The organism is Halomonas cibimaris, from assembly GCF_055379665.1.
The window spans coordinates 2231930-2257411 of the sequence record NZ_AP043828.1; the positions used below are offsets into that span (position 1 = coordinate 2231930).

26 protein-coding genes, 1 tRNA gene and 1 pseudogene are annotated in these 25482 nt (G+C 60.0%); 17 read left to right on the plus strand and 11 right to left on the minus strand.

Translation table 11 applies throughout. The features are described from left to right. Positions 1-50 precede the first annotated feature (50 nt). The 6 genes from clpP (at position 51) to ACZ415_RS10390 (ending at position 7763) form a co-directional block, all read left to right on the plus strand. Positions 51-668, plus strand: coding sequence for an ATP-dependent Clp endopeptidase proteolytic subunit ClpP (gene clpP / locus ACZ415_RS10365; RefSeq protein ID WP_344701598.1), 618 nt, complete (start codon positions 51-53; stop codon positions 666-668). Between the two features lie 72 nt (positions 669-740). Beyond that, positions 741-2024 (plus strand): ATP-dependent Clp protease ATP-binding subunit ClpX, encoded by a 1284-nt coding sequence (gene clpX, locus ACZ415_RS10370; RefSeq protein WP_344701600.1) that lies wholly within the window; start codon positions 741-743, stop codon positions 2022-2024. A gap of 199 nt (positions 2025-2223) precedes the next feature. After that, positions 2224-4635: an endopeptidase La gene (gene lon / locus ACZ415_RS10375; RefSeq protein WP_344701602.1), complete on the plus strand. Its 2412-nt coding sequence runs from the start codon at positions 2224-2226 to the stop codon at positions 4633-4635. Between the two features lie 192 nt (positions 4636-4827). Then, positions 4828-5100: an HU family DNA-binding protein gene (locus ACZ415_RS10380; RefSeq protein ID WP_344701604.1), complete on the plus strand. Its 273-nt coding sequence runs from the start codon at positions 4828-4830 to the stop codon at positions 5098-5100. 162 nt (positions 5101-5262) lie between these two features. Then, the gene (locus ACZ415_RS10385) at positions 5263-7086 is read left to right on the plus strand and encodes a SurA N-terminal domain-containing protein (RefSeq protein WP_344701606.1); all 1824 of its coding nucleotides are present in this window, start codon (positions 5263-5265) and stop codon (positions 7084-7086) included. Between the two features lie 311 nt (positions 7087-7397). Beyond that, positions 7398-7763, plus strand: a complete 366-nt coding sequence (locus ACZ415_RS10390) for a histone-like nucleoid-structuring protein, MvaT/MvaU family (protein WP_344701609.1) — start codon at positions 7398-7400, stop codon at positions 7761-7763. A gap of 143 nt (positions 7764-7906) precedes the next feature. Here ACZ415_RS10390 and ACZ415_RS10395 read toward each other — a convergent pair whose 3' ends face one another. Next, the gene (locus ACZ415_RS10395; protein WP_344701611.1) at positions 7907-8755 is read right to left on the minus strand and encodes a helix-turn-helix transcriptional regulator; all 849 of its coding nucleotides are present in this window, start codon (positions 8753-8755) and stop codon (positions 7907-7909) included. 467 nt (positions 8756-9222) lie between these two features. Here ACZ415_RS10395 and ACZ415_RS10400 point away from each other — a divergent pair, with 467 nt between their 5' ends. After that, a complete protein-coding gene (locus tag ACZ415_RS10400) occupies positions 9223-9543 on the plus strand; it encodes a hypothetical protein (RefSeq protein WP_344701613.1) in 321 nt (106 codons plus the stop codon). On the opposite strand, the gene ACZ415_RS10405 is transcribed toward ACZ415_RS10400, so the two are convergent. The 7 genes from ACZ415_RS10405 to pilB form a co-directional block, all read right to left on the minus strand. Next, positions 9534-10412: a DNA replication terminus site-binding protein gene (locus tag ACZ415_RS10405; RefSeq protein WP_344701615.1), complete on the minus strand. Its 879-nt coding sequence runs from the start codon at positions 10410-10412 to the stop codon at positions 9534-9536. The two genes, ACZ415_RS10400 and ACZ415_RS10405, sit on opposite strands and share 10 nt — an antisense overlap. A gap of 62 nt (positions 10413-10474) precedes the next feature. Next, the gene (yacG, locus tag ACZ415_RS10410; RefSeq protein WP_344701617.1) at positions 10475-10714 is read right to left on the minus strand and encodes a DNA gyrase inhibitor YacG; all 240 of its coding nucleotides are present in this window, start codon (positions 10712-10714) and stop codon (positions 10475-10477) included. Between the two features lie 47 nt (positions 10715-10761). After that, the gene (coaE, locus tag ACZ415_RS10415; protein WP_344701619.1) at positions 10762-11370 is read right to left on the minus strand and encodes a dephospho-CoA kinase; all 609 of its coding nucleotides are present in this window, start codon (positions 11368-11370) and stop codon (positions 10762-10764) included. Positions 11371-11394: 24 nt separating this feature from the next. After that, positions 11395-12435 carry an RRXRR domain-containing protein gene (locus ACZ415_RS10420; protein ID WP_344701621.1) on the minus strand — a complete coding sequence of 347 codons (1041 nt, stop codon included), beginning with the start codon at positions 12433-12435 and terminating at the stop codon, positions 11395-11397. Between the two features lie 258 nt (positions 12436-12693). Continuing rightward, positions 12694-13542 (minus strand): prepilin peptidase, encoded by an 849-nt coding sequence (locus ACZ415_RS10425; RefSeq protein ID WP_344701623.1) that lies wholly within the window; start codon positions 13540-13542, stop codon positions 12694-12696. Between the two features lie 57 nt (positions 13543-13599). Further along, entirely contained in the window at positions 13600-14823 is a 1224-nt protein-coding gene (locus ACZ415_RS10430; protein ID WP_344701625.1) for a type II secretion system F family protein, read from the minus strand. A 6-nt stretch (positions 14824-14829) separates the two neighbouring features. Next, the gene (pilB, locus tag ACZ415_RS10435; RefSeq protein ID WP_344701627.1) at positions 14830-16590 is read right to left on the minus strand and encodes a type IV-A pilus assembly ATPase PilB; all 1761 of its coding nucleotides are present in this window, start codon (positions 16588-16590) and stop codon (positions 14830-14832) included. A gap of 282 nt (positions 16591-16872) precedes the next feature. On the opposite strand from pilB, the gene ACZ415_RS10440 reads away from it, so the two are divergent. Together ACZ415_RS10440 and ACZ415_RS10445 are read left to right on the plus strand one after the other, a co-directional pair. Further along, a complete protein-coding gene (locus tag ACZ415_RS10440) occupies positions 16873-17373 on the plus strand; it encodes a pilin (protein WP_344701629.1) in 501 nt (166 codons plus the stop codon). Positions 17374-17545: 172 nt separating this feature from the next. Further along, positions 17546-17622, plus strand: a tRNA-Pro gene (locus ACZ415_RS10445). A gap of 155 nt (positions 17623-17777) precedes the next feature. On the opposite strand, the gene ACZ415_RS10450 is transcribed toward ACZ415_RS10445, so the two are convergent. Beyond that, complete coding sequence (locus ACZ415_RS10450; RefSeq protein ID WP_344701631.1) at positions 17778-18083, minus strand: hypothetical protein; 306 nt, start codon at positions 18081-18083, stop codon at positions 17778-17780. A gap of 117 nt (positions 18084-18200) precedes the next feature. On the opposite strand from ACZ415_RS10450, the gene tnpC reads away from it, so the two are divergent. Further along, a complete protein-coding gene (gene tnpC / locus ACZ415_RS10455; RefSeq protein WP_464387713.1) occupies positions 18201-19643 on the plus strand; it encodes an IS66 family transposase in 1443 nt (480 codons plus the stop codon). Positions 19644-19910: 267 nt separating this feature from the next. On the opposite strand, the gene ACZ415_RS10460 is transcribed toward tnpC, so the two are convergent. Further along, positions 19911-20702, minus strand: coding sequence for a Fic family protein (locus tag ACZ415_RS10460; protein WP_344702375.1), 792 nt, complete (start codon positions 20700-20702; stop codon positions 19911-19913). A gap of 499 nt (positions 20703-21201) precedes the next feature. On the opposite strand from ACZ415_RS10460, the pseudogene ACZ415_RS10465 reads away from it, so the two are divergent. The 7 genes and pseudogenes from ACZ415_RS10465 to ACZ415_RS10495 form a co-directional block, all read left to right on the plus strand. Beyond that, positions 21202-21255, plus strand: a pseudogene (locus ACZ415_RS10465) (hypothetical protein); the annotation flags it as partial. After that, the gene (locus ACZ415_RS10470) at positions 21256-21423 is read left to right on the plus strand and encodes a hypothetical protein (RefSeq protein WP_464387787.1); all 168 of its coding nucleotides are present in this window, start codon (positions 21256-21258) and stop codon (positions 21421-21423) included. 44 nt (positions 21424-21467) lie between these two features. Then, the gene (locus ACZ415_RS10475) at positions 21468-21662 is read left to right on the plus strand and encodes a type I restriction-modification system subunit M N-terminal domain-containing protein (RefSeq protein WP_344702377.1); all 195 of its coding nucleotides are present in this window, start codon (positions 21468-21470) and stop codon (positions 21660-21662) included. Positions 21663-21673: 11 nt separating this feature from the next. Further along, positions 21674-22999 carry a type I restriction-modification system subunit M gene (locus ACZ415_RS10480; protein WP_344702379.1) on the plus strand — a complete coding sequence of 442 codons (1326 nt, stop codon included), beginning with the start codon at positions 21674-21676 and terminating at the stop codon, positions 22997-22999. Beyond that, positions 22989-23246, plus strand: coding sequence for a DUF1016 N-terminal domain-containing protein (locus ACZ415_RS10485; protein ID WP_344702381.1), 258 nt, complete (start codon positions 22989-22991; stop codon positions 23244-23246). Before ACZ415_RS10480 ends, ACZ415_RS10485 begins: the two co-directional genes overlap by 11 nt. Further along, complete coding sequence (locus tag ACZ415_RS10490; RefSeq protein WP_344702481.1) at positions 23218-24066, plus strand: PDDEXK nuclease domain-containing protein; 849 nt, start codon at positions 23218-23220, stop codon at positions 24064-24066. Before ACZ415_RS10485 ends, ACZ415_RS10490 begins: the two co-directional genes overlap by 29 nt. Beyond that, complete coding sequence (locus tag ACZ415_RS10495; protein WP_344702383.1) at positions 24059-24214, plus strand: hypothetical protein; 156 nt, start codon at positions 24059-24061, stop codon at positions 24212-24214. The genes ACZ415_RS10490 and ACZ415_RS10495 overlap by 8 nt, the downstream gene beginning before the upstream one ends. Before the next feature lie 3 nt (positions 24215-24217). On the opposite strand, the gene ACZ415_RS10500 is transcribed toward ACZ415_RS10495, so the two are convergent. After that, positions 24218-25380 (minus strand): IS3 family transposase gene (locus ACZ415_RS10500; RefSeq protein ID WP_344702385.1). Its coding sequence is split into 2 segments (ribosomal slippage): positions 24218-25125 and positions 25125-25380, totalling 1164 coding nucleotides; the frame shifts between segments, so codons are not numbered across the junction. Positions 25381-25482 lie beyond the last annotated feature (102 nt).

Below are 25482 nucleotides of genomic sequence, written 5' to 3' on the forward strand. Positions count from 1 at the left end.
CGCTGCCTGGCGGCGCGCCTCTCCCTGACCGGACGCAAGGAATCACCCAAATGAGTGAGTTGGATATTCAAAACGCCGGTGGCCTGGTGCCCATGGTGGTTGAACAAAGCGCCAAAGGGGAAAGATCCTACGATATTTATTCGCGCCTGCTCAAAGAGCGCGTGATTTTCATGGTGGGGCCGGTGGAAGACTACACCGCCAACCTGATCGTGGCTCAGCTATTGTTTTTGGAATCGGAAAATCCGGACAAGGATATACACCTTTACATCAATTCACCGGGCGGCTCGGTCACCGCGGGCATGTCGATCTACGACACCATGCAGTTTATCAAGCCCGATGTGTCTACGGTGTGCATCGGCCAGGCGGCGAGCATGGGCGCGCTGCTGCTGGCCGGCGGGGCGGCGGACAAGCGCTTTTGCTTGCCCAACTCACGGATGATGATTCATCAGCCGTTGGGCGGCTATCAAGGCCAGGCATCGGATATCGAAATCCACACCCGTGAAATTCTCGGCATCCGTGATCGCCTCAACCAGATACTGGCGCATCATACCGGGCAAAACATCGATACGGTGGCGCGCGATACCGACCGCGACAATTTCATGACTGCCGAACAGGCCAGAGACTACGGCCTGATCGACGCAGTGCTGGATAAGCGGCCGACATCCTGATAGCGTGATGAACCCGCTTTATCAACGAGCTTTTTCGGCGGCTTTTGCCGCCGCAGTGTAAGAGGTACGCCAATGGCCGACGGCAAAGGCAAGGACGAAGAAGGCAAGCTGCTGTATTGCTCGTTCTGCGGCAAAAACCAGAACGAAGTACGCAAGCTGATTGCCGGTCCGTCCGTGTATATCTGCGATGAATGCGTTGACCTGTGCAACGACATTATTCGCGAGGAAGTTCTCGAAGCCGATGCCGAGAGCGACGAAGAGCGTCTGCCGACGCCTCGCGAGATTCGCTACACGCTTGACGACTATGTCATCGGGCAGGATCGCGCCAAGATGGTTCTGTCCGTCGCGGTGTATAACCACTACAAGCGGTTGAAATCCGAAGTAACGGAAAGCGATGTTGAGCTGGGTAAATCCAACATCCTGCTGATTGGCCCGACAGGCAGCGGCAAGACACTGCTCGCCGAAACCATGGCACGGCTGTTGAACGTACCCTTTACCATTGCCGATGCGACCACGCTGACGGAAGCCGGCTATGTGGGCGAGGACGTTGAAAACATTATCCAAAAGCTGCTGCAAAAGTGCGACTACGACGTCGAAAAGGCAGAGCGTGGCATTGTTTATATTGACGAAATCGACAAGATTTCGCGCAAGTCCGACAACCCGTCGATTACCCGCGACGTCTCCGGCGAAGGCGTGCAGCAGGCGCTGCTCAAGCTGATCGAGGGGACTACGGCCTCGATACCGCCCCAGGGCGGGCGCAAACATCCGCAGCAGGAGTTTGTACAGGTCAACACGGCGAATATGCTGTTTATCGTTGGCGGTGCCTTTGCCGGTCTGGACAAGGTCATCAGCGACCGTTCCGACAAGGCGGGCATCGGCTTTAATGCCAGCGTCAAGAGCAAGGATACCGAGCGCGGCGTAGGCGAGGTGCTGGCTGACGTTGAGCCCGATGACCTGGTCAAGTTCGGCCTGATCCCTGAATTCGTCGGGCGCCTGCCGGTGATCGCTACGCTGACCGAGCTGACTGAAGATGCGCTGATTCAGATTCTGACCGAGCCCAAGAACTCGCTGATCAAGCAGTACGTCAAACTGTTCGAGATGGAAGGCGTCACCCTTGAGTTTCGCGAAGACGCGCTGCGCGCCGTTGCCGGCAATGCCATGGCGCGCAAGACCGGCGCCCGCGGGCTGCGCTCCATTCTGGAGTCTGTTCTGCTCGATACGATGTATGACATTCCGTCGCTCGACGGTGTCAGCAAGGTCGTGATTGACGCATCGGTTATCGCCAAGGAAAGCGAGCCGCTGCTGATCTATGCCCAGCAGCAGGAACCGACCCGCAGCGACGGCACGGATGGCTGACGTGCTTTTGTGCCGGCCTGGCTGATACCGATCGCGCCAGTTGAAGGGGTCGCCTTGGCGGCCCCTTTTATTTGCCTGACGCCACCTGCCCGGCGGGGTTGCGATTGCGCCGCAGGGGTATCCGCTATTCGTTTCAGTTTTCAGCGGTGTCTTTTTTAGCCGCTGAGAAGTTCACCCGATTTGTTGAGGAACGTCTGCGATGCAGCAGAACGCCGAAAAGTCACAGTGTTTTCCCTTGTTACCGCTGCGGGACGTTGTCGTTTACCCGCAGATGGTCCTTCCGCTCTTTGTCGGCCGTGAAAAGTCCATTCAGGCACTGGAAGCGGCCATGGAAGCCGACAAGCGTGTACTGCTTGTGGCCCAGCGCGAAGCCGCCGAAGACGAGCCCGGTCACGACGACCTTTATGCCATGGGCACGGTGGCCGATATCATGCAGCTGCTCAAGCTGCCCGACGGCACGGTCAAGGTGCTGATCGAAGGCGATTTCCGCGCCGATGTCACCGCCGTCACAGAGCACGAGCAAGGCTATACGCAGGCTCGTATCGCCCCGCGTGACAGCGAGCCGTTAACGGATCGCGAACGCGATGCGCTGGTGCGCGTACTGCTTAACCAGTTTGAGCAATACGTTAAGCTGTCGAAAAAAGTTCCTAACGAAGTGCTCAATTCGCTATCGGGCATTGAAGATCCCAGTCGCCTGGTGGATACCATCTGCGCGCATCTATCGCTGAAGATCGGCGATAAGCAGGAGCTTTTGGAGATGGATCGCGTGCGCGATCGTATCGAGCACCTGATGGCGCTGATCGAGTCGGAAATTGATCTGCTGCAGGTTGAAAAGCGTATCCGCTCGCGGGTCAAAGAGCAGATGGAGAAGACCCAGCGCGAGTACTACCTCAATGAGCAGATGAAGGCCATCCAGAAAGAGATGGGTGAGCTGGATGACGTGCCCAACGAGGTGGAAAAGTACGAGCAGGCCATCGAGTCTGCCGGTATGCCCAAGGAGGCGGCCGAGAAAGCCACCCAAGAGCTCAACAAGCTCAAGATGATGTCGGCCAACTCCGCTGAGGCCACCGTGGTACGTTCGTATCTCGACTGGCTGGTCGCCGTGCCGTGGAAAAAGCGCACTCGCGTCAAGCACGATCTGGTCAAGGCCCAGCAGGTGCTCGATGAAGACCACTACGGGCTGGACGAGGTCAAGTCGCGCATCCTTGAATATCTTGCAGTACAAAAGCGCGTACGCAAGATGAAAGCCCCGGTGCTGTGCCTGGTGGGGCCGCCGGGGGTAGGCAAAACATCCCTCGGGCAGTCCGTCGCCCGGGCTACCAACCGCAAGTACGTGCGGCTGGCGCTGGGCGGGGTGCGCGACGAATCCGAAATTCGCGGCCATCGGCGCACCTATATCGGCTCGCTTCCCGGCAAGATGATTCAGCGCATGACCCGTGCAGGCGTAAAAAACCCGCTGTTTCTCCTGGACGAGGTCGACAAGCTGGGCATGGATCATCGCGGCGATCCGTCATCGGCGCTGCTTGAAGTGCTGGACCCGGAACAGAACAACAGCTTCAGCGACCACTATCTGGAGCTGGACTATGATCTGTCGGAAACGCTGTTTATCTGTACCGCCAACTCGATGAACATCCCCGAGCCGCTGCTTGATCGGATGGAAATCATTCGGCTGCCGGGCTACACCGAAGACGAAAAGCTGGCGATTGCCAAGCGCTACCTGCTGCCCAAGCAGATCAAGGCGAACGGCTTGAAAAAAGGCGAGTTTGACCTTGACGACGAGGCGCTGCTGGAGCTGATTCGCTACTACACCCGGGAAGCCGGCGTGCGCGAACTTGAGCGCCAGGTGGCCAAGGTGGCGCGCAAGGTGCTGCGCGAGCGGGTCGAGCAGGAGCGCAAAGGGGAAACGGCGAGTGCGAGCAGCGTGCTTGCCGCGCAGGATATTGAGCACTATGCCGGCGTACGCCGCTATAGCTACGGCCTGGCCGACCAGGATGACCAGGTAGGCCGCGTCACTGGGCTTGCCTGGACCTCAGTAGGCGGCGAGCTGTTGACGATTGAGTCGGTAGTGACCCCGGGCAAAGGGCGGGTTAACAAGACCGGCTCGCTGGGTGATGTGATGAAAGAATCCGTCAGCGCTGCCCATACGGTGGTGCGTGCCCGCGCAGAGGCGTATGGTATCGACGCCAAGCGCTTCGAAGAGGAAGACCTGCACATTCATGTGCCCGAAGGCGCCACGCCCAAGGACGGCCCCAGCGCGGGTATTGCCATGGTCACAGCGATGGTCTCGGCCTATAGTAACCGCCCGGTGCGCTGTGCGGTGGCCATGACCGGCGAGGTCAACCTGCGCGGTGAAGTCATGCCGATTGGTGGCCTCAAGGAGAAATTGCTGGCAGCCCGGCGTGGTGGTATAAAGACCGTCCTGATACCCGAAAAAAACCGCCGTGATCTCAAGGAAGTACCGGACAATATCACAGAAGCGCTGGATATTCGGCCGCTGCAATGGATCGACGACGTGCTCGCGATTGCCTTGAGTGACGGCGCCACAAAAAGCAGCGTCGCAGCCGACCAGAAACGATCTGCGGTAGACGATGCGCTGATTAACACGCATTGAACTAAGCCGCTGCAAGGCGGCTCGCCAATGCTGAAATAACGCCCAAAGCCTTGTATGGCGGGCATTTTGCGGCACGGTTGCTTGACAGTCATTTTGCCGCGTTGCTATAAACTGCAGCTGCGCTTTGATCGTCAAGCCAACCGCTAACCGTGCCTTTCAGAGCCATTTTTTAAACCAGTCAAGGGGTGAAGTGTGAACAAGTCCGAGCTGATTGAAGCCATTGCGGCCTCTGCCGATATACCCAAGGCAGCGGCAACCCGTGCGCTGGATGCCATGGTGGAATCCGTCACCGAAAGCCTCAAGCAGGGCGAAAGCGTATCACTGGTAGGCTTTGGTACCTTCACGATCAAAGAGCGTGCTGCGCGTACCGGACGTAACCCGCAAACCGGTCAGCCCATTGAAATCAGCGCTGCGAAAGTGCCCAACTTCAAGGCGGGAAAAGCGCTCAAGGATGCCGTCAACTAAGGTGTCGAGCGCTGGGTGATACTTGAGCGGCGCGGATAACGGTGACGCTGTCAATAACGCTCTCAAGACATGGTGACATGGGCGCATCGCCAAGCGGTGCGCCCATGTCATGTTTTAACGCGGGAAAAAACGCGGGATTGGCCGTGTTTATCTGAGGCAAGCATGCTGCAAAGTATTCGAGACGGCGCCAAAAGCTGGGCCGCAAAGATAATCATCGGCGTTATGGTGGCCGCCATGGCGCTGTTCGGCGTGGAATCGCTGTTTAGTGTCTTCGGTGAAGATCCCGACCAGGCAGCCAAGGTAAACGGTGAAACCATTACCCGCCAGCAGGTAGGGCTGGAGGTGCAGCGCACCATGCGTTCAGGGCAGGTTCCCCCGGAGCAGGAAAAAGCGCTGCGTGAGGACATGCTTGATCAGCTGATCACTCAAAAGCTTTTAACCCAGTATGCCGAAGACGGCGGATTCAAGATCTCCGACGAGCAGCTCGACCAGCTGATTGTCAGCCTGGAGGAGTTTCACGACCAGGAGGGCAGCTTTTCTCCCGAGCTTTTTCGCAACCGCCTGTCCCGCGTTGGCTATACGCCGCTGGCGTTTCGTAACGAGCTGCGCGCCGACATCATGCGGCGCCAGCTGCAGCAAGGGCTTGCGCTCAGCGAATTCACCCCGGAAGCGGAGCGCGAGCGCCTGGCCGCGCTGCAGCGCCAGACGCGGACTTTTCGCTATGCGCAGCTGACAGCAGAGAACGCCGGCATTGAGGTCAGCCCCGACGCCGATGATATGCAAGCCTATTACAAAGCGCACACCGAGCTGTTTCGTCGCCCGGAGCAGGTCAAGCTTCACTACGTAGTGCTCGACCGCCAGGCGATGGCGGAAAGCGTTGCGATCAGCGACGACGAGTTGCGCCAGGCGTGGCGCGAGCAGACCGACGATGCCAGCCGTCGCGTCGCACACATCATGATCGGCTATGGCAACGAACGCAGCCGTGAACAGGCTCGGGCGGTTGCCGAACAGGCGCTGGATGACCTGAAAGCCGGAAAAAGCTTTGCCGATACCGCCGCGCGCTACTCCGACGATACTGCCAGCGCCGAAAACGGCGGTAATCTGGGGGAAATCAGCCGCGGCTTCTTCGGCGAATCGTTCGACGAGGCGGCGTTTTCTCTGAGCGAAGGCGAGGTGTCGGCGCCCGTTGCTATGGACGATGCCCTGCATATCATCAAGGTAACCGACATCGATCGGCCGTCTTTTGACGAGCAGCGTGACAAGCTGCGTCAGATGCTGGCGGCTCGCCAGGTTGATGAGGCATTCAACGAGCGCGCGCAACAGCTGATTGATGAAAGCTTCGCCGCCGATGATTTGCAAAGCGTGGCCGATGATATCGGCTTGCGCGTACAGCGCAGCGGCTGGGTATCCCGCAATGCGGGGCAGGGCGTACTTTCCGAGCCCGGCGTCATGGATAAGGCGTTTAGCGAGGATGTACTGGAAGACGGTTATAACAGCGACGTAATCGAGCTGGATAAAGACCGCCGCCTGGTACTGCGCGTGGTTGAACACCGTGACGCCACCACGCTGCCGCTTGCCGAGGTGCGCGACGAGGTCAAGCGTCGGGTCGTGGCCCAGCAGCAGCAAGCGGCGCTGGCCCGCCGTGCCGCCACGCTGATTGATCGGCTCAAGGCTGGCAAGCCCACGGACTTGGCGTGGCAGCAGGCCAACAGCGTTTCCCGCCAGGCTGGCAGCGCCGTACCCAGTGATATCGTCAATGCGGCATTCCGGCTGCCCAAGCCCGGAGACGACCAGGCGGGATATGGCCGTGTGGCGACGTCCGACGGCGTTGCCATCATCGCTCTGGAGCGCGTTTCCGCCGGCGAGCCCGATGCCGAAATAGAGGCGTTTGTTGCTCAAATGGCTGAGCGACTGCGTTCGCAGGCAGCAGTTCAAGGGCTGATTGACTATTTGCACCAGCAAGGCGCAATCAAGTCGAATTTTTAAGACGCGCTTTGCACGCATTAACGAAAACGCCGGCGTAAAAACCGGCGTTTTTTGTTACTTACAAAGCGCTTTGACGTTCTATCCTGTAACGCAGAATAGACATCACCAGTTGCACAGAAGACTGTTAAGCCACATAGCAAAGTGCCCGTTTTTTCTAACAGTCATACTGTTGCGATAACCCCTTGCGAGTTATGCGCTATAGCGCAATAATGTCCCGGCAAATCGGCGCCATCTTTTGCCGATGTTTGTTTTTGTCGTCACGGCGTTTTTGATAATCGCCGTTTTATTGATTTAGCAAAAGGATATAAACCATGTCACTACTCAACCAGTATGTTCAAAAAGAGCAGCAGCTCAAACAGCTTCAAGAAGAGCTTGCGCGTCTGAAAGACGATCAGCGTCTGCAAAGCGAGCTTGAGTTCAAGGAAAAGCTGGAAAGCTTGATGAACGAGTTTGGCAAGCGTCCGTCCGACGTGATCGCACTGCTTAATCCGGAGCAGAGCAGCGCGAAGCCGACCACCGCTACCGGCCGTCGCAAGCGCCGTCTGAAGGTGTATGAAAACCCGCATACCGGTGAGGTGATTAAAACCCGTGGCGGCAATCACAAAAAGCTGCGTGGCTGGAAAAGCGAACACGGTGACAAAACGGTAGAGTCCTGGGTTATACGCACAGAAGACTAAGCGATTTTTTCGTCGGCCCGCATGAAAGCACGCAGCCAGCAAATGCAGGCCTGATACGCCGTGCAAGTGCTGCGATAGCGTTTACGCAAAATAGCCGTTTATGCTTTTTCTCGGGGGCATTCGCAAGGCCCGCTCCGCCGCGCTCACCGCGAGTTCGATGTGCTTTGTGCAACGTCAGGCTGTGCTACAAGAGGGACACGCAGTTCCAGCTCGTGGCCAAGCCACAGCACGCTGGGCGATTTGCCGCTGATGCGAAGCGAACTGCTGCGGCGCATCAGCTCATGTATCAGACAGTCAACGGCGCCGTCCAGCTGATGAAGGGTCGACAGACGAACAGTCGCATAGTGTTGAGCGGCAACGGGTACGCATCGGTATGGCATTGGCAGCGCCAGGCCGTTAACTGCGCTTGGCGGCAGCAGGCAAAGCCCCACGTCAGTGCGCCGGGCGGTATTAAAGGCGCTGTCCGGCACCAGCCGCGCGGTAAACAGATCAGGCAGTGCAATGCCGGGCACGGCCGCGCTCAAGCGCTCGCCTTGTCCGCCAAGCCCCTGGGCGTGTAGCGTCTGGCTGCCCAGCGCCAGCGCATGGGGCGGTTTGTATTCTCGCCGCATAATGGCATAGTGGCTGCGCTTTTTCTCACGGTGTATTGGCATGCGACAGCCCGGCGGGCGCTGGCCCAGCGCATGGCGTATGCGGCGGCGATAGCGGCGCGGCGTTGTGCCGTAGCGGCGCTGAAACGCGCGTGAAAAAGCCGAATGGTTGCGATAGCCGCAGGCAAGCCCGATGTCTGCAACAGGGTCCAGGGTAAGCGCCAGCAGCACAGCGGCCCGCTCAAGGCGACGGCCGTCACGATAGGTGCCGGGTGAGCTGCCAAAATGATGGTGGAAAAGTCGCCGCACCTGCGAGGTAGAATAGCCCAGATGAAGGGCCAGATCGTCGATACTCAGCGGTTGGCAAAGGGTATCCTGTAGCCAGATTTCGGCACGTGTCATCGCATCCTTCATGATTCAGCCTCTCGTGCATCGGTCTGGCGGACGATCGTCTCGTCCTTGTCGCACCGTTTCGTGCTTATACGCAGGCCAGCAGATAGGGCGCGCAGCGGTAAAAGAGGAAAGCCAAGTAGCTCGGCGTGCACCCAAAACCGGCACGATAAATGTCAACGACTGTAAACAGTGCGCAAGCGTTTTTTACGCTGCTATCCTCGGTAGCCGTTATGCTGCGGCCCGCAACAACGCGGGTATATCACACCTGCTGTGCCAACATGTTTTGCTGCCATCTTTATGCTTGTTTTGCCGGGTCGATAGCAAGTTTACTTTGGTCTTTGTGCGCGTTTGCGCACATTTTTTGCACAAAAAACGCTGCACAAAGCCGTCATTGGCAGAAAACTGTTCTGTCAGACTGCGTTTTTGCCCGCTAATCTTTTATTCAAAACGTCATACAAGGTGAGAATGGAATACGAATGAAACATCGCAACGCGGCTACGCCACAAAGCGGACGAGATAAACTTCGCCAGTTCAAAGAGCTGGACGACGCTTTTGCCAAGGCGCTCAAGGCACTGGATGACCCGGATACCGCTGCCGACATTCCTACCGGACCGCCGGTACGCTCGTTGGATACGCTGGAACGAGAAGACGATGCGAAGGCCAGAGAACAAGCCTTTGGCCGGCATCTGGAGGCGCTGATGAAAGAATACGGCATCAGCCACGCAGCGCTTCTTGAGCTTAGCCATACGCTGCTTGACTACGGCCTTTGGGAAGATCGGCCGCCGGCTCAGCGGTAGCGGTAAACGCGCAGGCTGGGCAAAAACGGCTCGTGCTCGAGTTTTTCATCCCGGCGCCGGGCGCGCGTGCGTTTTTCCGGCGGGGTGAGAGCAGGGCAATTGGTGTGCGGCAGCCGGCCCTGGGCGCTGGGCACAAAGATGGGCATGGCGGCATTCAGGGCTCGGCGGGTATGCCCGTCGGCCAGCGGTTCGGTAAAGAACAGGTTGGCGCGCATCAGCGGTGCCTGCGGCTGTACCTGGGCCAGCGGCTCGGAGGAGGGAATGCCTGCCAGCCGGCGCAGCTGCAGGCGCACATGGGCGGCGTCGCTGTCCAGCGCCAGCAGTTTCTCCTCGGCCTGACGCACGCTCAGCCGCTTGATGGAGCGCCCGCTGCTGTACCAGGCAAAGCGCACGCGGGACACCGGCGCCTCGGCCACGGGCAGGTGGCGCCAGCACTGTTTAAGGTGCAGCCGAGCCAGGCCGTTGCGTTCCAGCACCGTTTGTACCCGGGGGTGTCGCCGGGGCAGGCGTTCTCGGCCTTCGCTCAGCAGGCTCGGCGCCTGCTGCTTGATGGCCTGCAGGGCGTCGCTGAAGCGGCTCTTGGCGGCGTTGGCGCGGATAACCGCATCCAGCAGCGCGTCGTTGGCGGCCACCAGGCCTATATAGTTGCGCGTTTGGCGGCCGTCCTGGCCCGGGGTGTGCCACATGTCGAAAAGCGCTGCGTGCAGCCAGTCGCCGCCCGCACCGGGTGTGTCCAGCGCCCAGTAGCCCGGAGGACATAGGCGCGCCTGTTCATTGACCGCTTCCAGCGCGGCCAGCACGTCGTCGAACGCGCTATCCAACCGGTATAGCAGCTGATAGTCCAGCGGGGTCGATGAGCGGCCGGTCATGGGCATCCTCGTTGTGACGGTGACAAAAACGATGGGCAAAAATGACGGGCAGCGGGCGTCAGTCAGGAAAGCGGGGCGTCGCGATCCGCCTCGCGCAGCAGCCCGTCGATATCCGCTTCGTCCATGGCAGGCTCACCGCGGATGCGGTGCGATTCATCCGCCCAGGCGCCCAGATCCAGCAGCTGGCAGCGGCGGCTGCAAAACGGCCGGTAGACGCTTTGCGCCGCCCAGAGAACGCGCGTGCCGCACTCGGGGCAGGGCAGCGCCACGGCAGACGATGAAGCGGCAGTGTTGCCAGACATGCAAACCTCCTGAGGGCAATATACGTAACAATGGCCGGTGCGACGCGTCAGGCGCGGGCAAGGATGCGATAGCAGGCATCCAGCGCACCGGCCTGAGCGCGCATGAACGCGTCGTCCGCGCTATTATCAATCACATCGCAGCCGCGGGAAAGCCGTTCCCGACGTGAGAGCTGAGCGGCCATGATCGCCTTGATCTGCACGGGGCTGCTGCCATCCCGGGACAGGGTGCGTTCGATCTGCATGGTCTCGGGTATATCAACCACCAGGCAGCGTTTGACCAGCGCGTCCTGGCCAGATTCGAACAGCAGCGGCGAGACCAGCAGCACGTACGGAGCGCGGGCGGTGTCAGCTTCAAGACGGGCCAGATGCGCCAGCAAGCGTTCGCGCACCCGAGGGTGGGTCACGCTTTCCAGCCACGCTCGCTCGGCGGGCTCGGTAAAGATCCGCTCGCGCAGGGCGGCGCGGTTCAGCGTGCCGTCCGGCTGCAGCACCCCGCTGCCGTAGCGCCGGGCAATGGCGGCAAGAGCCGGCTCGCCGGGTGCGACAATTTCACGGGCGACGTCGTCGGCGTCTACCCAGGCCGCGCCGCATGCAGCAAACGCCCGGGCTACGGTGGATTTGCCCGAGCCGATGCCGCCGGTTAAACCAATAATCATCAGAACTTGTGCGGGATACCCGGATTATGCCACCGCCTGTCCCGCTCCTCCTTTCCGTTGGTGAGTGGTTATTGTGAGGTGGTAGCCGTAGCCATCTCCACGTTGGATAACGGTGCAGTATGTGTGCGAAATGCCCTGCACTGCCCCCTGTTGGGTCTGGATATTAAAGCGGCCGGTTCTGCGCACGGCCACACGGCCCGTATGCGTGCCGGCTTTCCTGCCGGCGGGCACGATGGCGCTTACCATGTCGCCGGTCTGAAAACCGTGTACCTGTTTTTGTCGCATCAGGTAGCCACGCGGAAAACCGTGTTTGGTCAGTCGAGTGCGCTGATAGCTGCCGCGCCCGGTGGCTTTGATCGTCAGCGTTGGCACTTGCCAGTGGTGCAGGGCGTCCATTGGGCCGACGCAAGCGGCATCCAGGGCGTGAGTTTTGGGAATACCGAGCCGCTGGCGGTTGTATTTGGTACGGCCACCCGTGCTGACCGTGACAGCTAAGCCGGTGGCCTTGAGCGCGGTGAACAGCGCCCAGCGGGTCGCATTGACCGCACTGGCGTCGCGTAGCGGCTGCTTGAGCTGGCGCTGTACGCGCTCAAGCCGCCCATCCGCCGACAGGCCGTTGGCCTTGAGGCGCTTCTTTAAGCCTTTATCGGTGGCGAAAAAGTCCGCCAGCGGCAACGCATCCTTGGCCTGGTTGCAGTTATGACACGACAGAGCCAAATTGCTGATGCGGTTTGAGCCACCGCACGAACGTGGCACCACATGCTCGACTTCCAGCGGCGTCTCGGTGGCGCCGCAGTAGGCACATGCCCGCCCCCATTTCTCCAGCAGGTACGCCCGCACCATGGCCAATCCGGTCGTCTTGCTGCCCGGATCGAGCTTCAAACGCAGCGGTTGCGTGTCGCCGCCCACCCGATCCTTGAGTCGGATCGTGAACGGGTAGCGTTTATGCACCACGGCGCGACCGCGTTTCAGCAGCAGCCGGGCGCGTTTTTCGCTGCACGGCATCAACGGCTGCTTGCGTTTGTCCCATACGAAAACCGCCATGCGATTTCCTCCCGTGTTCATGCCCTTACGGGCCTTGTGTCGCGGATCGTTCGATCCGTCTCCCCTCGGGAATGTCGATAACCGGCTCCTGCCGACGATACGCTATCAGCAACGGTCAGAACCCTCGGCGTTTTACCTTGCGCCCGCATGACCCTGACCTTTCAGAGTGCCGAACTGAGGAAGCATTCGGCGGTGAGTCTTGACGACCTGTTACCCACGTAGCGGCCATGTTGCCCGCTCTCCCTGGTCAACCGGACCTGCTTTCACAAGCCTCTGCCTTCAGGCAGAGGTAGTTGACGTAATCACCGTCAAATAGGTGGCCATCAGCGCATCGCCGGCGAGCAGGCCAGCCCAGCCCGCCGCGGCCAGAAATGGGCCAAAGGGCATGGGCACGTCACGCCGCCCGGCGCTGGCCTGCAGCGCCAGGCCGACCACCGCGCCAAAACCCGCGGCCAGCATCACAATCAGCGGCAAAAAGCTCCAGCCCAGCCAGGCGCCCAGCGCGGCGAGCAGTTTGAAATCACCGTAGCCCATGCCTTCCTTGCCGGTCACCAGCTTGAACAGCCAATACACGCTCCACAGCGCCAGGTAGCCGGCCATGGCGCCGATCACCGCGGCGGGCAGCATGGCCGGCTGGCAGACCAGCTGATACAGCAGCCCGGCCCACAGCAGCGGCAGCGTCAGGCAGTCCGGCAGCAGCTGGGTGCGCAGGTCAATCACCGCCATGGCCAGCAGCGTAAGGCAGGCGGCGAGCACAAAACCCGCCTCAATGGTGATGTCAAACAGCGCCACAGCGGTGGCGGCAAGAACCCCGCCGGCCAGCTCCACCAGCGGGTATTGCACGCTGATGCGGACGCGGCAGGCCGCACAGCGGCCGCGCCGCTTGAGCCAGCCAAGCAGCGGTATATTATCGTGCCAGCGAATGGGGGTGTGGCAAAGCGGGCACATCGAGCGCGGCGCCAGCAGGGTAAAACGCGGCGACGGCTCGCCGGGCAGCTCCAGCGCCGCTCTGGCTTCGGCGCGCCAGCCGCGCATCAGCATCACCGGCAGCCGGGTGATAACCACGTTGAGAAAGCTGCCCAGACACAGGCCGAACAGGGCCGCCAGCACTACATCGAGCGTTGCCATACTATTCCTTGCAGATGTTTTGTAAAAAAAGCCGCCACGGGCGCGTTGGCCGCTCGGCTACATGGCCGTGCCCAGCGTAAAGATGGGCATGTACATGGCAACGACCACGCCGCCGACCAAAAGCCCCAGCACGGCAATGATAAACGGCTCCATCAGCGAGGTCAGCGTCTCTACCTTGTTGTTGACCTGCTCTTCGTAATAGTCCGCCACGCGGTTGAGCATGGCGTCCAGCGCGCCGGTCTCCTCGCCGATGCTGAGCATCTGCACCACCTGGGTGGGGAACATGTTGGTCATGCGAACGGCAAAATTCAGCGGCCGGCCGCCGATAACGTCGTCGCGTGCCCGCAGCACGGCGCTTTCGTAGACGCGATTGCCGGTAGAGCCGGCGGTGCTTTTCAGCCCGTCGGCCAGCGGTACGCCGGAGCTGAACGTGGTGGCCAGGGTGCGTGAAAAGCGCGCGACGGCGGACATGTGCAAAATATCGCCGACGATCGGCAGTGAGAGCAGCCAGGCGTCTACCCGGTAGGCAAACTTTTCCGAGCGCCGGTGCATGTAGCGAAAAGCCAGCCCCGCCAGCATCACCGCGCCAAGTGCGTGCAGCCAGTACTGCTGCGCCTGCTCGGACAGGTGGATCGTAATCCGGGTAATCGCCGGCAGCTCGGCGTTAAAGCTCTGAAACATGCTTTCAAACTGCGGCACTACCTTGACCAGCAGAATAATAGTGACGCCGATGCCCATCGCCATGACCGCACCGGGGTACCACATGGCCTTTTTGACCCGCCCCTTGAGCGATTCCACCGCTTCTTTGTAGCTTGCCAAACGCGACAGTATGTCATCCATGGCCCCGGCCTGCTCGCCGACGTGCACCAGGTTGACAAACAGGCGATCAAAATGCCGCGGCTGGCGGCGAAGCGTATCGGAAAAGCTGGAGCCGGCCGTGACATCGGCAATCATCCGGCGCAGCAAAGCGACCATTGCCGGCTTGTCGAGGCTGTCGCGGATGACCTCAAGCGCCTGCAAAAGCGGAATACCGGCGCGGGTCATGGTCGCCATCTGGCGGGCAAACAGCGCCACGTCCAGCGGTGTCACCTTGCCCGGGCCGCCCAGTCGTTTGCGGATGCGCCGGACGGTGATGTTCTGGCGCTGAAGCGTTGACTTCACCTCGGCGCGGCTGGCGCTGATGGCGGTGCCGCGAACCTTGTGCCCGTCGGCGCTGGTGCCTTTCCATTTCCAACGGTAGAGCTTTTCGGCCTGCCGGCGGCTGCGCGGTGCTCGTGCCATGCGGCCTTACTCCTGGGTGACCCGGTTGATCTCTTCAAGGCTGGTAACCCCTTCCAGCACCTTCAGCAGCCCGCTGTGGCGCAGGCTCGGATAGCCTTCCTCGCGGGCCAGCCGGTCGATTTCCAAAGCGTTGGCATCGCGCATGATCAGCCCGCGCATGGCCTCGGAAATCGGCACGACTTCGTAAATGCCCACTCGGCCTTTATAGCCGTGGGTGCATTTACGGCAGCCCGCGGGCTGATAAAGCGTCGCCCCGGCGATGTCGTCGTCGTTCAGGCCTTCCTGGCGCAGGGCCTCGGGCGGAATGTCTGCGGCTACTTTACAGTGCGGGCATAGCGTGCGCGCCAGCCGCTGGGCGATGATCAGGCTCACGGCGCTGGCAATGTTAAACGGTGTGATGCCCATGTTCGACAGACGCGTAAGCGTTTCCGCCGCTGAGTTGGTGTGCAGCGTTGACAGTACCAGATGGCCGGTTTGCGACGCCTTGACGGCGATTTCGGCGGTTTCCAGATCGCGGATTTCCCCGACCATCACCACGTCCGGGTCCTGGCGCAGAAACGCCCGCAGCGCGGTGGCGAAATCCAGCCCGATGCGCGGCATGACGTTGACCTGATTGATGCCGGGCATCTTGATTTCCACCGGGTCCTCGGCGGTGCAGATGTTGCGCTCGGTCTGGTTGAGGATATTCATCCCGGTGTACAGCGATACGGTCTTGCCGCTGCCGGTGGGGCCGGTGACCAGCACCATGCCCTGCGGCTGGGCCAGGGCGTGTTCATAGTGGCGTCGCTGGGCTTCGTTAAAGCCCAGCCGGTCGATGCCGATCTGCGCGGCGGAAGGGTCGAGCAGGCGCAGCACCAGTTTCTCGCCGTAGACCGTGGGCAGCGAGTTGACGCGAAAATCCAGCGAACGAGTGCGCGATAGCCGCAGCTTGATGGTGCCGTCCTGGGGCAGGCGGCGTTCGGAAATATCCAGCCGCGCCATGACCTTCAGCCGCGCGGCGATGCGGTGGCGCATGGAAAACGGCGGCCGCGCCACTTCCACCAGCACGCCGTCCACCCTGAAACGCACCCGGTAGAGGGTTTCATAGGGCTCAAAGTGAATATCCGAGGCGCCGTCTTGAATTGCGTCCAGCAAAATCTTGTTGACGAACTTGATGATCGGCGCATCGTCGGCGGTGTCTTCGCCGCCTTCGTCGTCAAACGACAGGGCGTCGTCGTCTTCGCCCACGGCCTCGATTGAGGTGATCGCATCGTTGATGCTGTCCATGCTCTCCAGCATGCTGCGCTCGTTCTGGGCGAGGTAGGCGTTCAGCGAGCCGGCCAGCTGATCGACAGGCGCCAGCACGCCTTCGATGCTAAGCCCGGTGGCAAACTGCAGATCGCCCAGCCGGGTGAGCGTCGAGGGGTAGGGCACGGCCACGGTAAGGCGATGGCCGCGCCGCGACAGCGGCAGCACGCCCAGGTTGCGCAGTACGCGCACGGGGTAGTCACCGGCCGGGGGCAGCGCGTTGACATTGATCGCTTCAAGCGCCACGACCGGCAGGCCATATTCCCAGCCGGCGGCCACGGCGGCATCGGCGGGGTCGACCATGTTTTCATCGACCACGTAGCGCAAAAGCTCCACGTCCCGGCTTACCGCCCCGGCCTCGGCGGCGTTGGCCTGCTCCGAGGTCAGCAGCTGATGGGCCACCAGCCGCTCGGCAATGCCGCGCAGGCCGCCGCGAGCGGTCGCCTGGCTCAGGGTAGACGTAAAGGAGGTATGGCTCATGGCTGTGTCCATTGCTGGTTGCGTGGTGAGTGCCGCTGGCCGTGCGGACGCCCGCCGCCCTCGGCATGCGCAGCCGTTGTACCACAGCAGGGCGGGTATTGGTATGACAAGCCCCAGCCCGAACGCATCAGGCGGCTCGGCCCTGATCGGGACGGCGGCGTATACGCCGAAAGAGGTAGAATAAGGGGGGAAATACGTTGAAGGAGCGTCAACCGTAAGTTAGTGTAACGGTGAATAGCGCCAAGGTTGCCTTGGTGCCCGATCAAAACAGCGGAGTATCCTATGCAAACGAACGTCGACCCCCAAACCGCGCGCCCCGCTAAGCAGGGCGGTTTTACCCTCATTGAGCTGATGATTGCGGTTGCCATTATCGGCGTGCTGGCGTCTGTTGCCATTCCTCAATATCAGAGCTATGTGGCAAGGGCACAGTATGCTGAGGCATCAAGCCTGTTAGGCGGGGCACGCATTACCATTGAGGAGCGTGTAGCCAAGACCGGGCTGGGCAATACTGGAATGTCGGGTAAAAGTGGCTTAGAGGAATATGGTGTACGTTTGCAGGGCGAGCATGGGGCCATCAATAGCTTCTCTGATGCAAGTGACGGTGCAGTAGTTACTTACACATTTGGCTCTGGCGCCGATGCTAGCGTAGCGGGCGTGCTGAATGATAAAAAAGTTTCTTATATATACAACCCCGAGACAGGCTGGTCGTGCAATAAAGACACAACCGATAAGGAGTATCGCAGCGGGCTTTGTGAGAGCTACACTGCGCCAAAAAATGAATGACTAATATCATTAACTAAGCTTGTTAAAAGGAGCCGAAAGGCTCCTTTTTTATGTCTGGCTGCCGGACGCCGCCAAGCACCTGAAAAGAAAGCGCAAAAAAGGCTTTTCATCCGCTGCGAAAAGCGCTATAGTACGCCCCGTCTTGAGGCGAGCATATTGCCCAAGCGCAAAGCGGAGCGTGGCGCAGCTTGGTAGCGCGTTGCAATGGGGTTGCAAAGGTCGCAGGTTCGAATCCTGTCGCTCCGACCAGAATTAGCAGTAAAAACGGTCACTTAGCGCATTCGCTGAGTGGCCGTTTTTTGTGCGTTTGGCTTTAGGTTCCAAGCAGGTTCCACGCGTCATAAGGTGGGAGCGCGCTGTCTGGCAGGATGCGCCGGTTTGGCCGGCGCAGCCCGGCTGCCATATTAGTCGTTGGGTGGCGTATCGTCCGCCCCGGTGCTGTTCTCGCGATGCTTCAAGTTGGCTTCAGCGGTGTTGCTGACAGGCTTATCTTTACCCATCCAGGTGAGCAGGTCGCTCAGCCGGTAGACAATGCGGCGGCCACGCTCAATATACTGTGGGGTCGGCCGGCCAAGCAGCACGCCGGTCGTGCGGCTTTTGCGGGCGGTTGATGGCTGCGCGGCAATCAGATGGGGAAAGATGGAGCTTTCACGCAGCTCGATCAGCTTAGGGTCACAGCCATCTTGATAGCGCTTGAGCGCGTTATTCAACAGCTCGACTGGGTCTTGCTTCTTTGTAACTATTCAGGTGGCGTCGGGTGAGACTCGCCAACCCGCTGTTCCTTCAGGCATAGTACCGTCATTCGACTCCCCCACCCAGCAGGCAACATGACCATCAGAGATATCAACGTCGACGAGGCCCTCGAGCGGGTCCGGCAGCAGCTCAAGGAAGACCGCACGGTCTCTCCTTCGCTGCGCGCCGCGATCGACGTCCTGATGCTGCTGGTCAAGCTGATGGCGGACCGGCTGGCGACCAGCAGCCGCAATAGCAGCAAGCCGCCGTCACAGGACCTCAACCGCCAACGCCGCTCCCGGGCAAAGGGCGAGCGTCGCCCCGGCGGGCAACCGGGTCACGAAGGCAGGACGCTGGAGCCGGTTACCGACCCGGATGAGGTCGTATCGTTGCGCGTCGATCGCCGCACTCTGCCCAACAAGGGGAGAGCGTATCACTCGGTCGGCGTTGAGAAGCGTCAGGTCCAGGACATCGTGATCCAGTCGGTGGTGACCGAGTACCAGGCCGAGGTGCTGGAGGATGATCGGGGCCAACGCCATGTAGCGCCGTTTCCCGACGGCGTGACCCGCCCGATCCAGTATGGCCCGCGTCTCAAGGCGCATGCCGTCTATCTCTCCCAATACCAGCTGCTGCCTTATGCGCGCATTCGGGAGCTGCTGACGTCGCAGTATGGCCTGTCACTGAGCACCGGCACCCTGTTTGCCTTCAACCAGGAGGCCTGCCGACGAGCCGAGCCCTTTGCCGAGTGGGTGATCCCGGCGCTACGTGAAGCGGCTACCGTGCATGCCGATGAAACCGGGATGCAGGTCGGTGGCAAGCGCTACTGGCTGCACTGCGCCTCGAATGAAGCCTTGACCTACCTGGCGCCTCATGCAAAGCGCGGCCAGGAGGCCATGGACGCCATCGGCATCCTGCCTTACGTCCAGGGAGTACTGGTGCATGATCATTGGAAGCCCTATTACCGCTACCACGATTGCCGGCACGCGCTGTGCAATGCCCATCACCTTCGCGAACTGACCGGCGTCCGGGACAACGACCAGCAAACCTGGGCGACGTCGCTGCATGATCGGCTGTTGGCCATGAATCGCGCCGTCGATGAGGCGGGAGGCTGCCTCCCGGCAGACGAGGCGCAGCGCTGGCGAGTTCGCTACCGGGACTGCCTGGCGGAGGGTGAGGCCGAATGTCCGCCACCGGCCAGGCCACCCCCCGGAACCCGTGGGCGCACCAGGCGCACCAAAGCGCGCAACCTGCTCGAACGCCTCCGGGCGTATGAGGATGACGTGCTGCGCTTCCTCGAGGATCCTGCCGTTCCCTTCACCAACAACCAGGGAGAGCGCGACCTGCGGATGACAAAGGTCCAGCAGAAGATCTCGGGCTGTTTCCGCTCGTGGGAAGGGGCGGAGATCTTCTGTCGGATGCGCAGTTTCCTCTCGACGGCCGTTAAACAGGGCCTGGCGGCGCACACGGCGCTGGAGCAACTGTTTGCCGGTGAGGTGCCTGCCTTCATGCGAGAGGACGAGCTGGATCAGGCAGCATGAGCTAAATAGTTACGCTTCTTTTTGCTCATAACAACATCACCTCTCGCTAAAAATGAGTCGGTATGGCAGGCGGGCGCGGCTTTGGAAAGCGACGGCGCGCCTGCCTGGGTCGCTGCGCCTTGCGCAGCAGCGGAGCACATTTTTTGTGCTAGCGAGCGCAGTTTATCGATGTTGGTGAATGGACCTGGCCAAAAGCGCGGTCAAAAAAGCCACTTTTAGAAAAAAAGTGGCTTGCAGGAAAAAAGAGCACTTGTGTGGAGGATTGGGCTACGGCATCGTCGGCTGTGGCGGCTCCAGCAGCTCCAGATAAGCCGCAATACTCCGCTCAACCCCTTGCCCCACCAGCCGAGCGATAGCGTCATAGTCACCGGTGGTACAGGCGGTATCCAGCGCGTCGTAATAGTCGAGCCGTTCTTCTACGCGGATGATGGATGGCGGGTAGCCGGCTTTCATTAACTCACAGTTCATGAGCAAGCGTCCTGTTCGGCCATTGCCGTCTATAAAAGGGTGAATCTCGACAAACCGAGTGTGCAGCTCTGCTATATGGCGTATGGGATGGTAGCCCGTTTGGCTATGTGACCAGGATAGCAGCCGCTGTATCGCCTCCTCGACATGCAGACAATCAGGCGGGGTGGTGCTGGCGCCCGTAATGCGGACGTTTTCACGATGATATCGGCCCGCTTCATCCATATCGATGCCCCGCAGCACCAGCGCGTGCAGATCCTTGATATCACGCTCAGAGATTGGCGTGGGCTCGGCGACCAGCATTTCAAGAAACTCAATCGCATCCCGGTGGTTGATGGCTTCGAGGTGCTCGCGCATCGTCTTGCCGCCGACGGTGATCCCTTCCAGCACCACTTTTGTTTCGCGCAGCGTAAGGGTATTGCCCTCAATACCGTTGGAGTTGTACGTCCATTCCAGCGCCAGATGGTCGCGCAGGGAAGCGGCGGTGTGCTTGGGCAGCGGCCTGTGGCTATCGATGCGAGCTTTATCTCGATCTATTTGAGAAAGCATAGCCTGCAGGCTGCCCGTGCTCCCTTGGCGTTCATGCGCTGGCATAGTCGGCACCTTGTGGCGTTTTGTGATGGGCGCTGTCTTGCGTATGTCGCGGCGATTATACCATTGGCTTGCCGCCATGCAGCCGCGATAACGAGCACCTTTCAAAGCGGATATAACGTGCTGAGTATCAGCGTCGCCCAGCGTCAGGCAGTGTTATGCGCCATGCTGAAAGTGACCTCAGGCGAGGTATTGGCTCGGCGCGCTTGGCGCAGCTGCTGCAGCTGGCGCTGGGATGCAGCTTTTGCGGCGGCTCGCCGTCACGTTCTGCCAGCTTCCAGATGCTTTGCTCATGGGCAGTCATCGTGAATATTGTTGCGAATGTCGAAAGATTATAAAAACGCATCTTGCGCCATGATGCAGCGCTGATCGGCCGAGTGCCGCCCAATACCGTATGTACGCCCAACTTCTATCACGTGCGCCTCAAGCCAGGCATTGAACAGTCACGCCGGCTTTCTTGGCTTGGCAGCTTAATCATCGCGCAGCTCAGCGCTATTTTGCCATGTGTTCGGAAGGCTCAGTCGCGCCAAGCATTAGAAAATCCCAGCTGGCTCAGGTGCCGATTTACCTGCCGCCGCTGGAAAAACAGCACGTGATGGTAGCGCTTGCGCAAGCCGCGGCGGAGGAGCGGCGGTTACTCACCCGACTGATCGATAACCGCCAGCGCATGATCGAGGCCACCGGCCAGCAGCTGCTTGATGGCGGTGTCATCACTGAAAGCTGATCGACATACACTGACACATAGAAATTGAGACAAAAGAAGCTGATATGAGCAACGACACCGTCAAGCAGGAACAGATCAACCAGGCGATCTGGAGCGCCTGCGATACCTTCCGCGGCACCGTAGATCCGAGTATTTACAAGGACTATGTGCTGACCATGCTGTTTGTGAAGTACCTTTCGGACGTATGGGCCGACCACTACGCCCAATACCAGAAAGAGTACGGCGACGCCCCGAGCTGATCGATGAGCTGATGAAAAACGAGCGTTTTGTGCTGCCGCCCGAGGCCGGCTTCTACGCGCTTTACGAGCAGCGCCACGACCCGGGCTGCGGCGAGCGTATCGACAAGGCGCTGCACGCCATCGAAGAGGCCAACATCGGCAAACTGGCCGACGTGTTTCAGGACATCAGCTTCAACTCCACCAAACTGGGCGACGAGAAGCACAAAAACGACATTCTGCGCTATCTGCTGGAAGACTTTGCCAAGCCCGAGTTGAACCTGAGCCCCAGCCGCATCGGCAATCTGGACGTGATCGGCAACGCCTACGAATACCTGATCAAAAACTTCGCCGCGACGTCCGGCAAGAAAGCGGGAGAGTTTTATACGCCGCCGGAAGTCTCTGAGCTAATGGCGGAAACTGTCGACCCCAGGCCCGGCGACGAGATTTGCGATCCGGCGTGCGGCTCGGCTTCACTGCTGCTCAAGTGCGCCGATCGCATTCGCCGTAGCCACGACGGCTCCAAAAACTTTGCCCTGTTCGGTCAGGAAGCCATCGGCAGCACCTGGGCGCTGGCCAAGATGAACATGTTTCTGCACAACGTGGACAATCACAAGCTGGAGTGGGGCGATACCGTTCGCAACCCGCTGCTGCTGGATGCCGGCGGCGGCCTCAAGCATTACGATGTCGTGGTGGCCAATCCGCCGTTCTCGCTGGACAAGTGGGGTCATGAAAGCGCCGGCGACGACCCCTATAGCCGCTTTCGGCGCGGCGTGCCGCCCAAGTCCAAGGGCGACTATGCGTTCATTCTGCACATGATCGAAACGCTCAAGCCCGCCGGCAGCGGCAACAGCGGCGGCCGCATGGCGGTTGTTGTGCCCCACGGCGTACTGTTTCGCGGCGCGGCGGAAGGGCGCATTCGCCAGAAGCTGATCGAGGAAAACCTGCTCGATGCGGTGATCGGCCTGCCGGAAAAACTGTTCTACGGCACCGGCATTCCCGCGGCGATTCTGGTATTCCGCAAGCACAAGGCTGACGATAACGTGCTGTTCATCGACGCCAGCCGCGAGTTCAAGGCGGGTAAGAACCAGAACCAGCTCGCCGACGACAATATCACCAAGGTGGTCGAAACCTATCACCAGCGTGAAAGCGTGGACAAATACGCCTACCTGGCAAGCCCTTACGAGCTCAAGGAGAACGACTTCAATTTCAACATCCCGCGCTACGTGGACACCTTCGAAAAAGAAGATGAAATCGACCTGATGGCGGTACAGGCCGAGCGCAAGGGCATCGAAGCGGAAGTTGCACGCCTCAATCAGCAGATGGAAGGCTACCTCAAGGAGCTGGGCTATGACGTATGAGATCGATCAACACCCCGAGCCGCCGGTACCCGGCCAGCGGCTGGTGACGGACATTCGCGAGCTGGTGGCCGCTGCGCGTACCCAGGTGGTGTGCACGGTGAATAGCTCCATGGTGCAAACCTACTGGCACATTGGCCGGCTGATCGTGGAAGACGAGCAGCAGGGCAGCGCCCGCGCCCGCCTACGGCAAGCAGCAGCTCAAGCGCCTGTCCGACGAGCTGACCGAGGAGTTTGGCCGCGGCTTTGACGTGACCAACCTGCGCCAGATGCGCCGATTCTACGAAGCGTTTCCAAAACGCGAGACAGTGTCTCTCGAATTGAGCTGGTCGCATTATGTGCACCTTGCACGAATCGAGCAGGACGCCGCGCGGCACTGGTACCAGCAGGAAGCGATTCAACAGGGGTGGAGCGTTCGCGCGCTGGAGCGCCAAATCAGCACGCTGTATTACGAACGCCTGCTCAGCAGCCAGGACCGCGCTGCCGTAGAGCACGAGGCCGAGCAAAACACCGCACCGCTGGCGCAGCAGGATGCCAGGCAGTATCTGCGCGACCCCTACGTGCTGGACTTTCTCAACTTGCCCGCCGGGCGCTATCTGGAAGCTGACCTTGAGCGCGCGCTGATTGACAACCTGCAGGATTTCCTGCTGGAGCTGGGCAAGGGCTTCGCCTTCGTTGAGCGCCAGCAGCGCATCCGCACCGAGGATCAGGACTTCTACGTTGATCTGGTGTTTTACCACTTCAAGCTCAAGTGCTTTTTGCTGGTGGACCTCAAGCTGGGCAAGTTGACCCATCAGGACGTGGGCCAGATGGACAGCTACGTCCGCATCTACGATCAGCACCGCAAGGGCGACGACGATAACCCTACCATCGGGCTGATTCTGTGCAGCCAGAAAAGCGAAGCGGTGGTCAAATACTCAGTGCTTACCGACAACCTGCAGATGTTCGCCGCCAAGTACCTGCCGCACCTGCCCACGGAAGAAGAACTGCGCCGTGAGCTGGAGCACGAGCGCGAGCGGGTACAGCAGCAGATTGGGCAGGCGGGCACGCCGGGAGAGACGGATGAGTAACGAGCTTGTTGAGAAGAAGAGCAAAGGTAAGGAGCTGGGTATGGTGCCTGATGGGTGGGAAGAAAAGGCATTAGCCGATATCACAAACAAAAAGATATCCTATGGAATTGTGCAGGCTGGCCCTCATGTTGCTGGTGGTATACTGTAGTGGTCAACTAATTCCGGACAGTACGTTAAGTTGTTCCTCAGCTGCCACGGGCGATATCTCACCGTTGAAGGCATGAGGACGTTGTCGGTTGTAATAGCCCATCAGATAGTCACCGATATCCTGACGAGCCGTGTGCAGCGCCGTATAGCCCAGCGCAGGTATCCATTCCGTTTTCAGACTACGGAACAGGCGCTCCATCGGGGCGTTGTCCCAGCAGTTGCCACGACGGCTCATGCTTTGCTGCATGCGATAACGCCATAGCCGCTGACGGAACGACCGGCTGGCATACTGGCTACCCTGATCCGAGTGGAACATGACACCGTCCGGTTTGCCGCGCGATATCCAGGCATGATCCAACGCCTTGATGACCAGCGACGCATCGGGATGCCGAGACATGGCCCAGCCCACCACGCGTCGTGCATACAAATCCATGACCACCGCCAGATAGCTCCATTGCTGCCCTGTCCAGATGTAAGTGATATCGCCACACCAGGCACGGTCGGGGCGACTAACGGTAAACTCCCGAGCCAGTAAATTGGGAATATCCGGCTTTTCCACCGTTGCCATCCGATAGGCACATGGCCCTGGCTGTCTGGAGACAAGGCCAAGCTCACGCATTAGACGGCGTACCTTGAAGCGTCCGATGGTAATGCCAGCCTGATTGAGCAGCGCCTTGACCGTCCGACTACCGGCGGAGCCTCGGCCCTGGGTAAACACGCGGCGAACCATCGCTTTCAGGGCCAGTCGACTGGCATCGATGTTTTGCCGCCGCTGGCGGTAGTCGTAGTAGCTTGAGCGACTGATATCGAACGCATCACAGACCATGGAAACCAGCATTTGCTCACTCAACGGGTCTATCAGCGCGTACGATTCATTCCGTCCGACATCAAGAGAGCGGTAGCCTTTTTTAGTATGTTTTTTTCCTCTTCAGATCGACGCAGGCGGCGTTTTAAGTCCTGAATCTCGCGCTGCTCCGGGGTCATGGCGTCGCCTTTTTGCGGTACTTTACCAGCTCGCTCGGCACGGAGCTTGCGAACCCAGGATTCCATGGTGGTTTTACCGACGCCCATCGCGGCACTCGCGGCTTTCACGGTGTAGCCCTGATCCACCACCAGTTGCGCTGCTTCCAGGCGAAATTCCGGGCTAAAATTTCTTCTCTTGGTCATTCTGTCCACCTGATTTTTTCTCTGTGAGTGATCATACACTCAAAACCAGCTGGCCAAATTCACTATGCCACTACACACCTCTCAATCCGTTTGGGTGACAAC

Coding starts and splice junctions, on each gene's coding strand:
- clpP (WP_344701598.1), top strand. CDS start 51: ATGAGTGAGTTGGATATTCAAAACGCCGGTGGCCTGGTGCCCATGGTG.
- clpX (WP_344701600.1), top strand. CDS start 741: ATGGCCGACGGCAAAGGCAAGGACGAAGAAGGCAAGCTGCTGTATTGC.
- lon (WP_344701602.1), top strand. CDS start 2,224: ATGCAGCAGAACGCCGAAAAGTCACAGTGTTTTCCCTTGTTACCGCTG.
- ACZ415_RS10385 (WP_344701606.1), top strand. CDS start 5,263: ATGCTGCAAAGTATTCGAGACGGCGCCAAAAGCTGGGCCGCAAAGATA.
- ACZ415_RS10390 (WP_344701609.1), top strand. CDS start 7,398: ATGTCACTACTCAACCAGTATGTTCAAAAAGAGCAGCAGCTCAAACAG.
- ACZ415_RS10395 (WP_344701611.1), bottom strand. CDS start 8,755: ATGACACGTGCCGAAATCTGGCTACAGGATACCCTTTGCCAACCGCTG.
- ACZ415_RS10400 (WP_344701613.1), top strand. CDS start 9,223: ATGAAACATCGCAACGCGGCTACGCCACAAAGCGGACGAGATAAACTT.
- ACZ415_RS10405 (WP_344701615.1), bottom strand. CDS start 10,412: ATGACCGGCCGCTCATCGACCCCGCTGGACTATCAGCTGCTATACCGG.
- yacG (WP_344701617.1), bottom strand. CDS start 10,714: ATGTCTGGCAACACTGCCGCTTCATCGTCTGCCGTGGCGCTGCCCTGC.
- coaE (WP_344701619.1), bottom strand. CDS start 11,370: ATGATTATTGGTTTAACCGGCGGCATCGGCTCGGGCAAATCCACCGTA.
- ACZ415_RS10420 (WP_344701621.1), bottom strand. CDS start 12,435: ATGAACACGGGAGGAAATCGCATGGCGGTTTTCGTATGGGACAAACGC.
- ACZ415_RS10425 (WP_344701623.1), bottom strand. CDS start 13,542: ATGGCAACGCTCGATGTAGTGCTGGCGGCCCTGTTCGGCCTGTGTCTG.
- ACZ415_RS10430 (WP_344701625.1), bottom strand. CDS start 14,823: ATGGCACGAGCACCGCGCAGCCGCCGGCAGGCCGAAAAGCTCTACCGT.
- pilB (WP_344701627.1), bottom strand. CDS start 16,590: ATGAGCCATACCTCCTTTACGTCTACCCTGAGCCAGGCGACCGCTCGC.
- ACZ415_RS10440 (WP_344701629.1), top strand. CDS start 16,873: ATGCAAACGAACGTCGACCCCCAAACCGCGCGCCCCGCTAAGCAGGGC.
- tnpC (WP_464387713.1), top strand. CDS start 18,201: ATGACCATCAGAGATATCAACGTCGACGAGGCCCTCGAGCGGGTCCGG.
- ACZ415_RS10460 (WP_344702375.1), bottom strand. CDS start 20,702: ATGCCAGCGCATGAACGCCAAGGGAGCACGGGCAGCCTGCAGGCTATG.
- ACZ415_RS10475 (WP_344702377.1), top strand. CDS start 21,468: ATGAGCAACGACACCGTCAAGCAGGAACAGATCAACCAGGCGATCTGG.
- ACZ415_RS10480 (WP_344702379.1), top strand. CDS start 21,674: ATGAAAAACGAGCGTTTTGTGCTGCCGCCCGAGGCCGGCTTCTACGCG.
- ACZ415_RS10485 (WP_344702381.1), top strand. CDS start 22,989: ATGACGTATGAGATCGATCAACACCCCGAGCCGCCGGTACCCGGCCAG.
- ACZ415_RS10495 (WP_344702383.1), top strand. CDS start 24,059: ATGAGTAACGAGCTTGTTGAGAAGAAGAGCAAAGGTAAGGAGCTGGGT.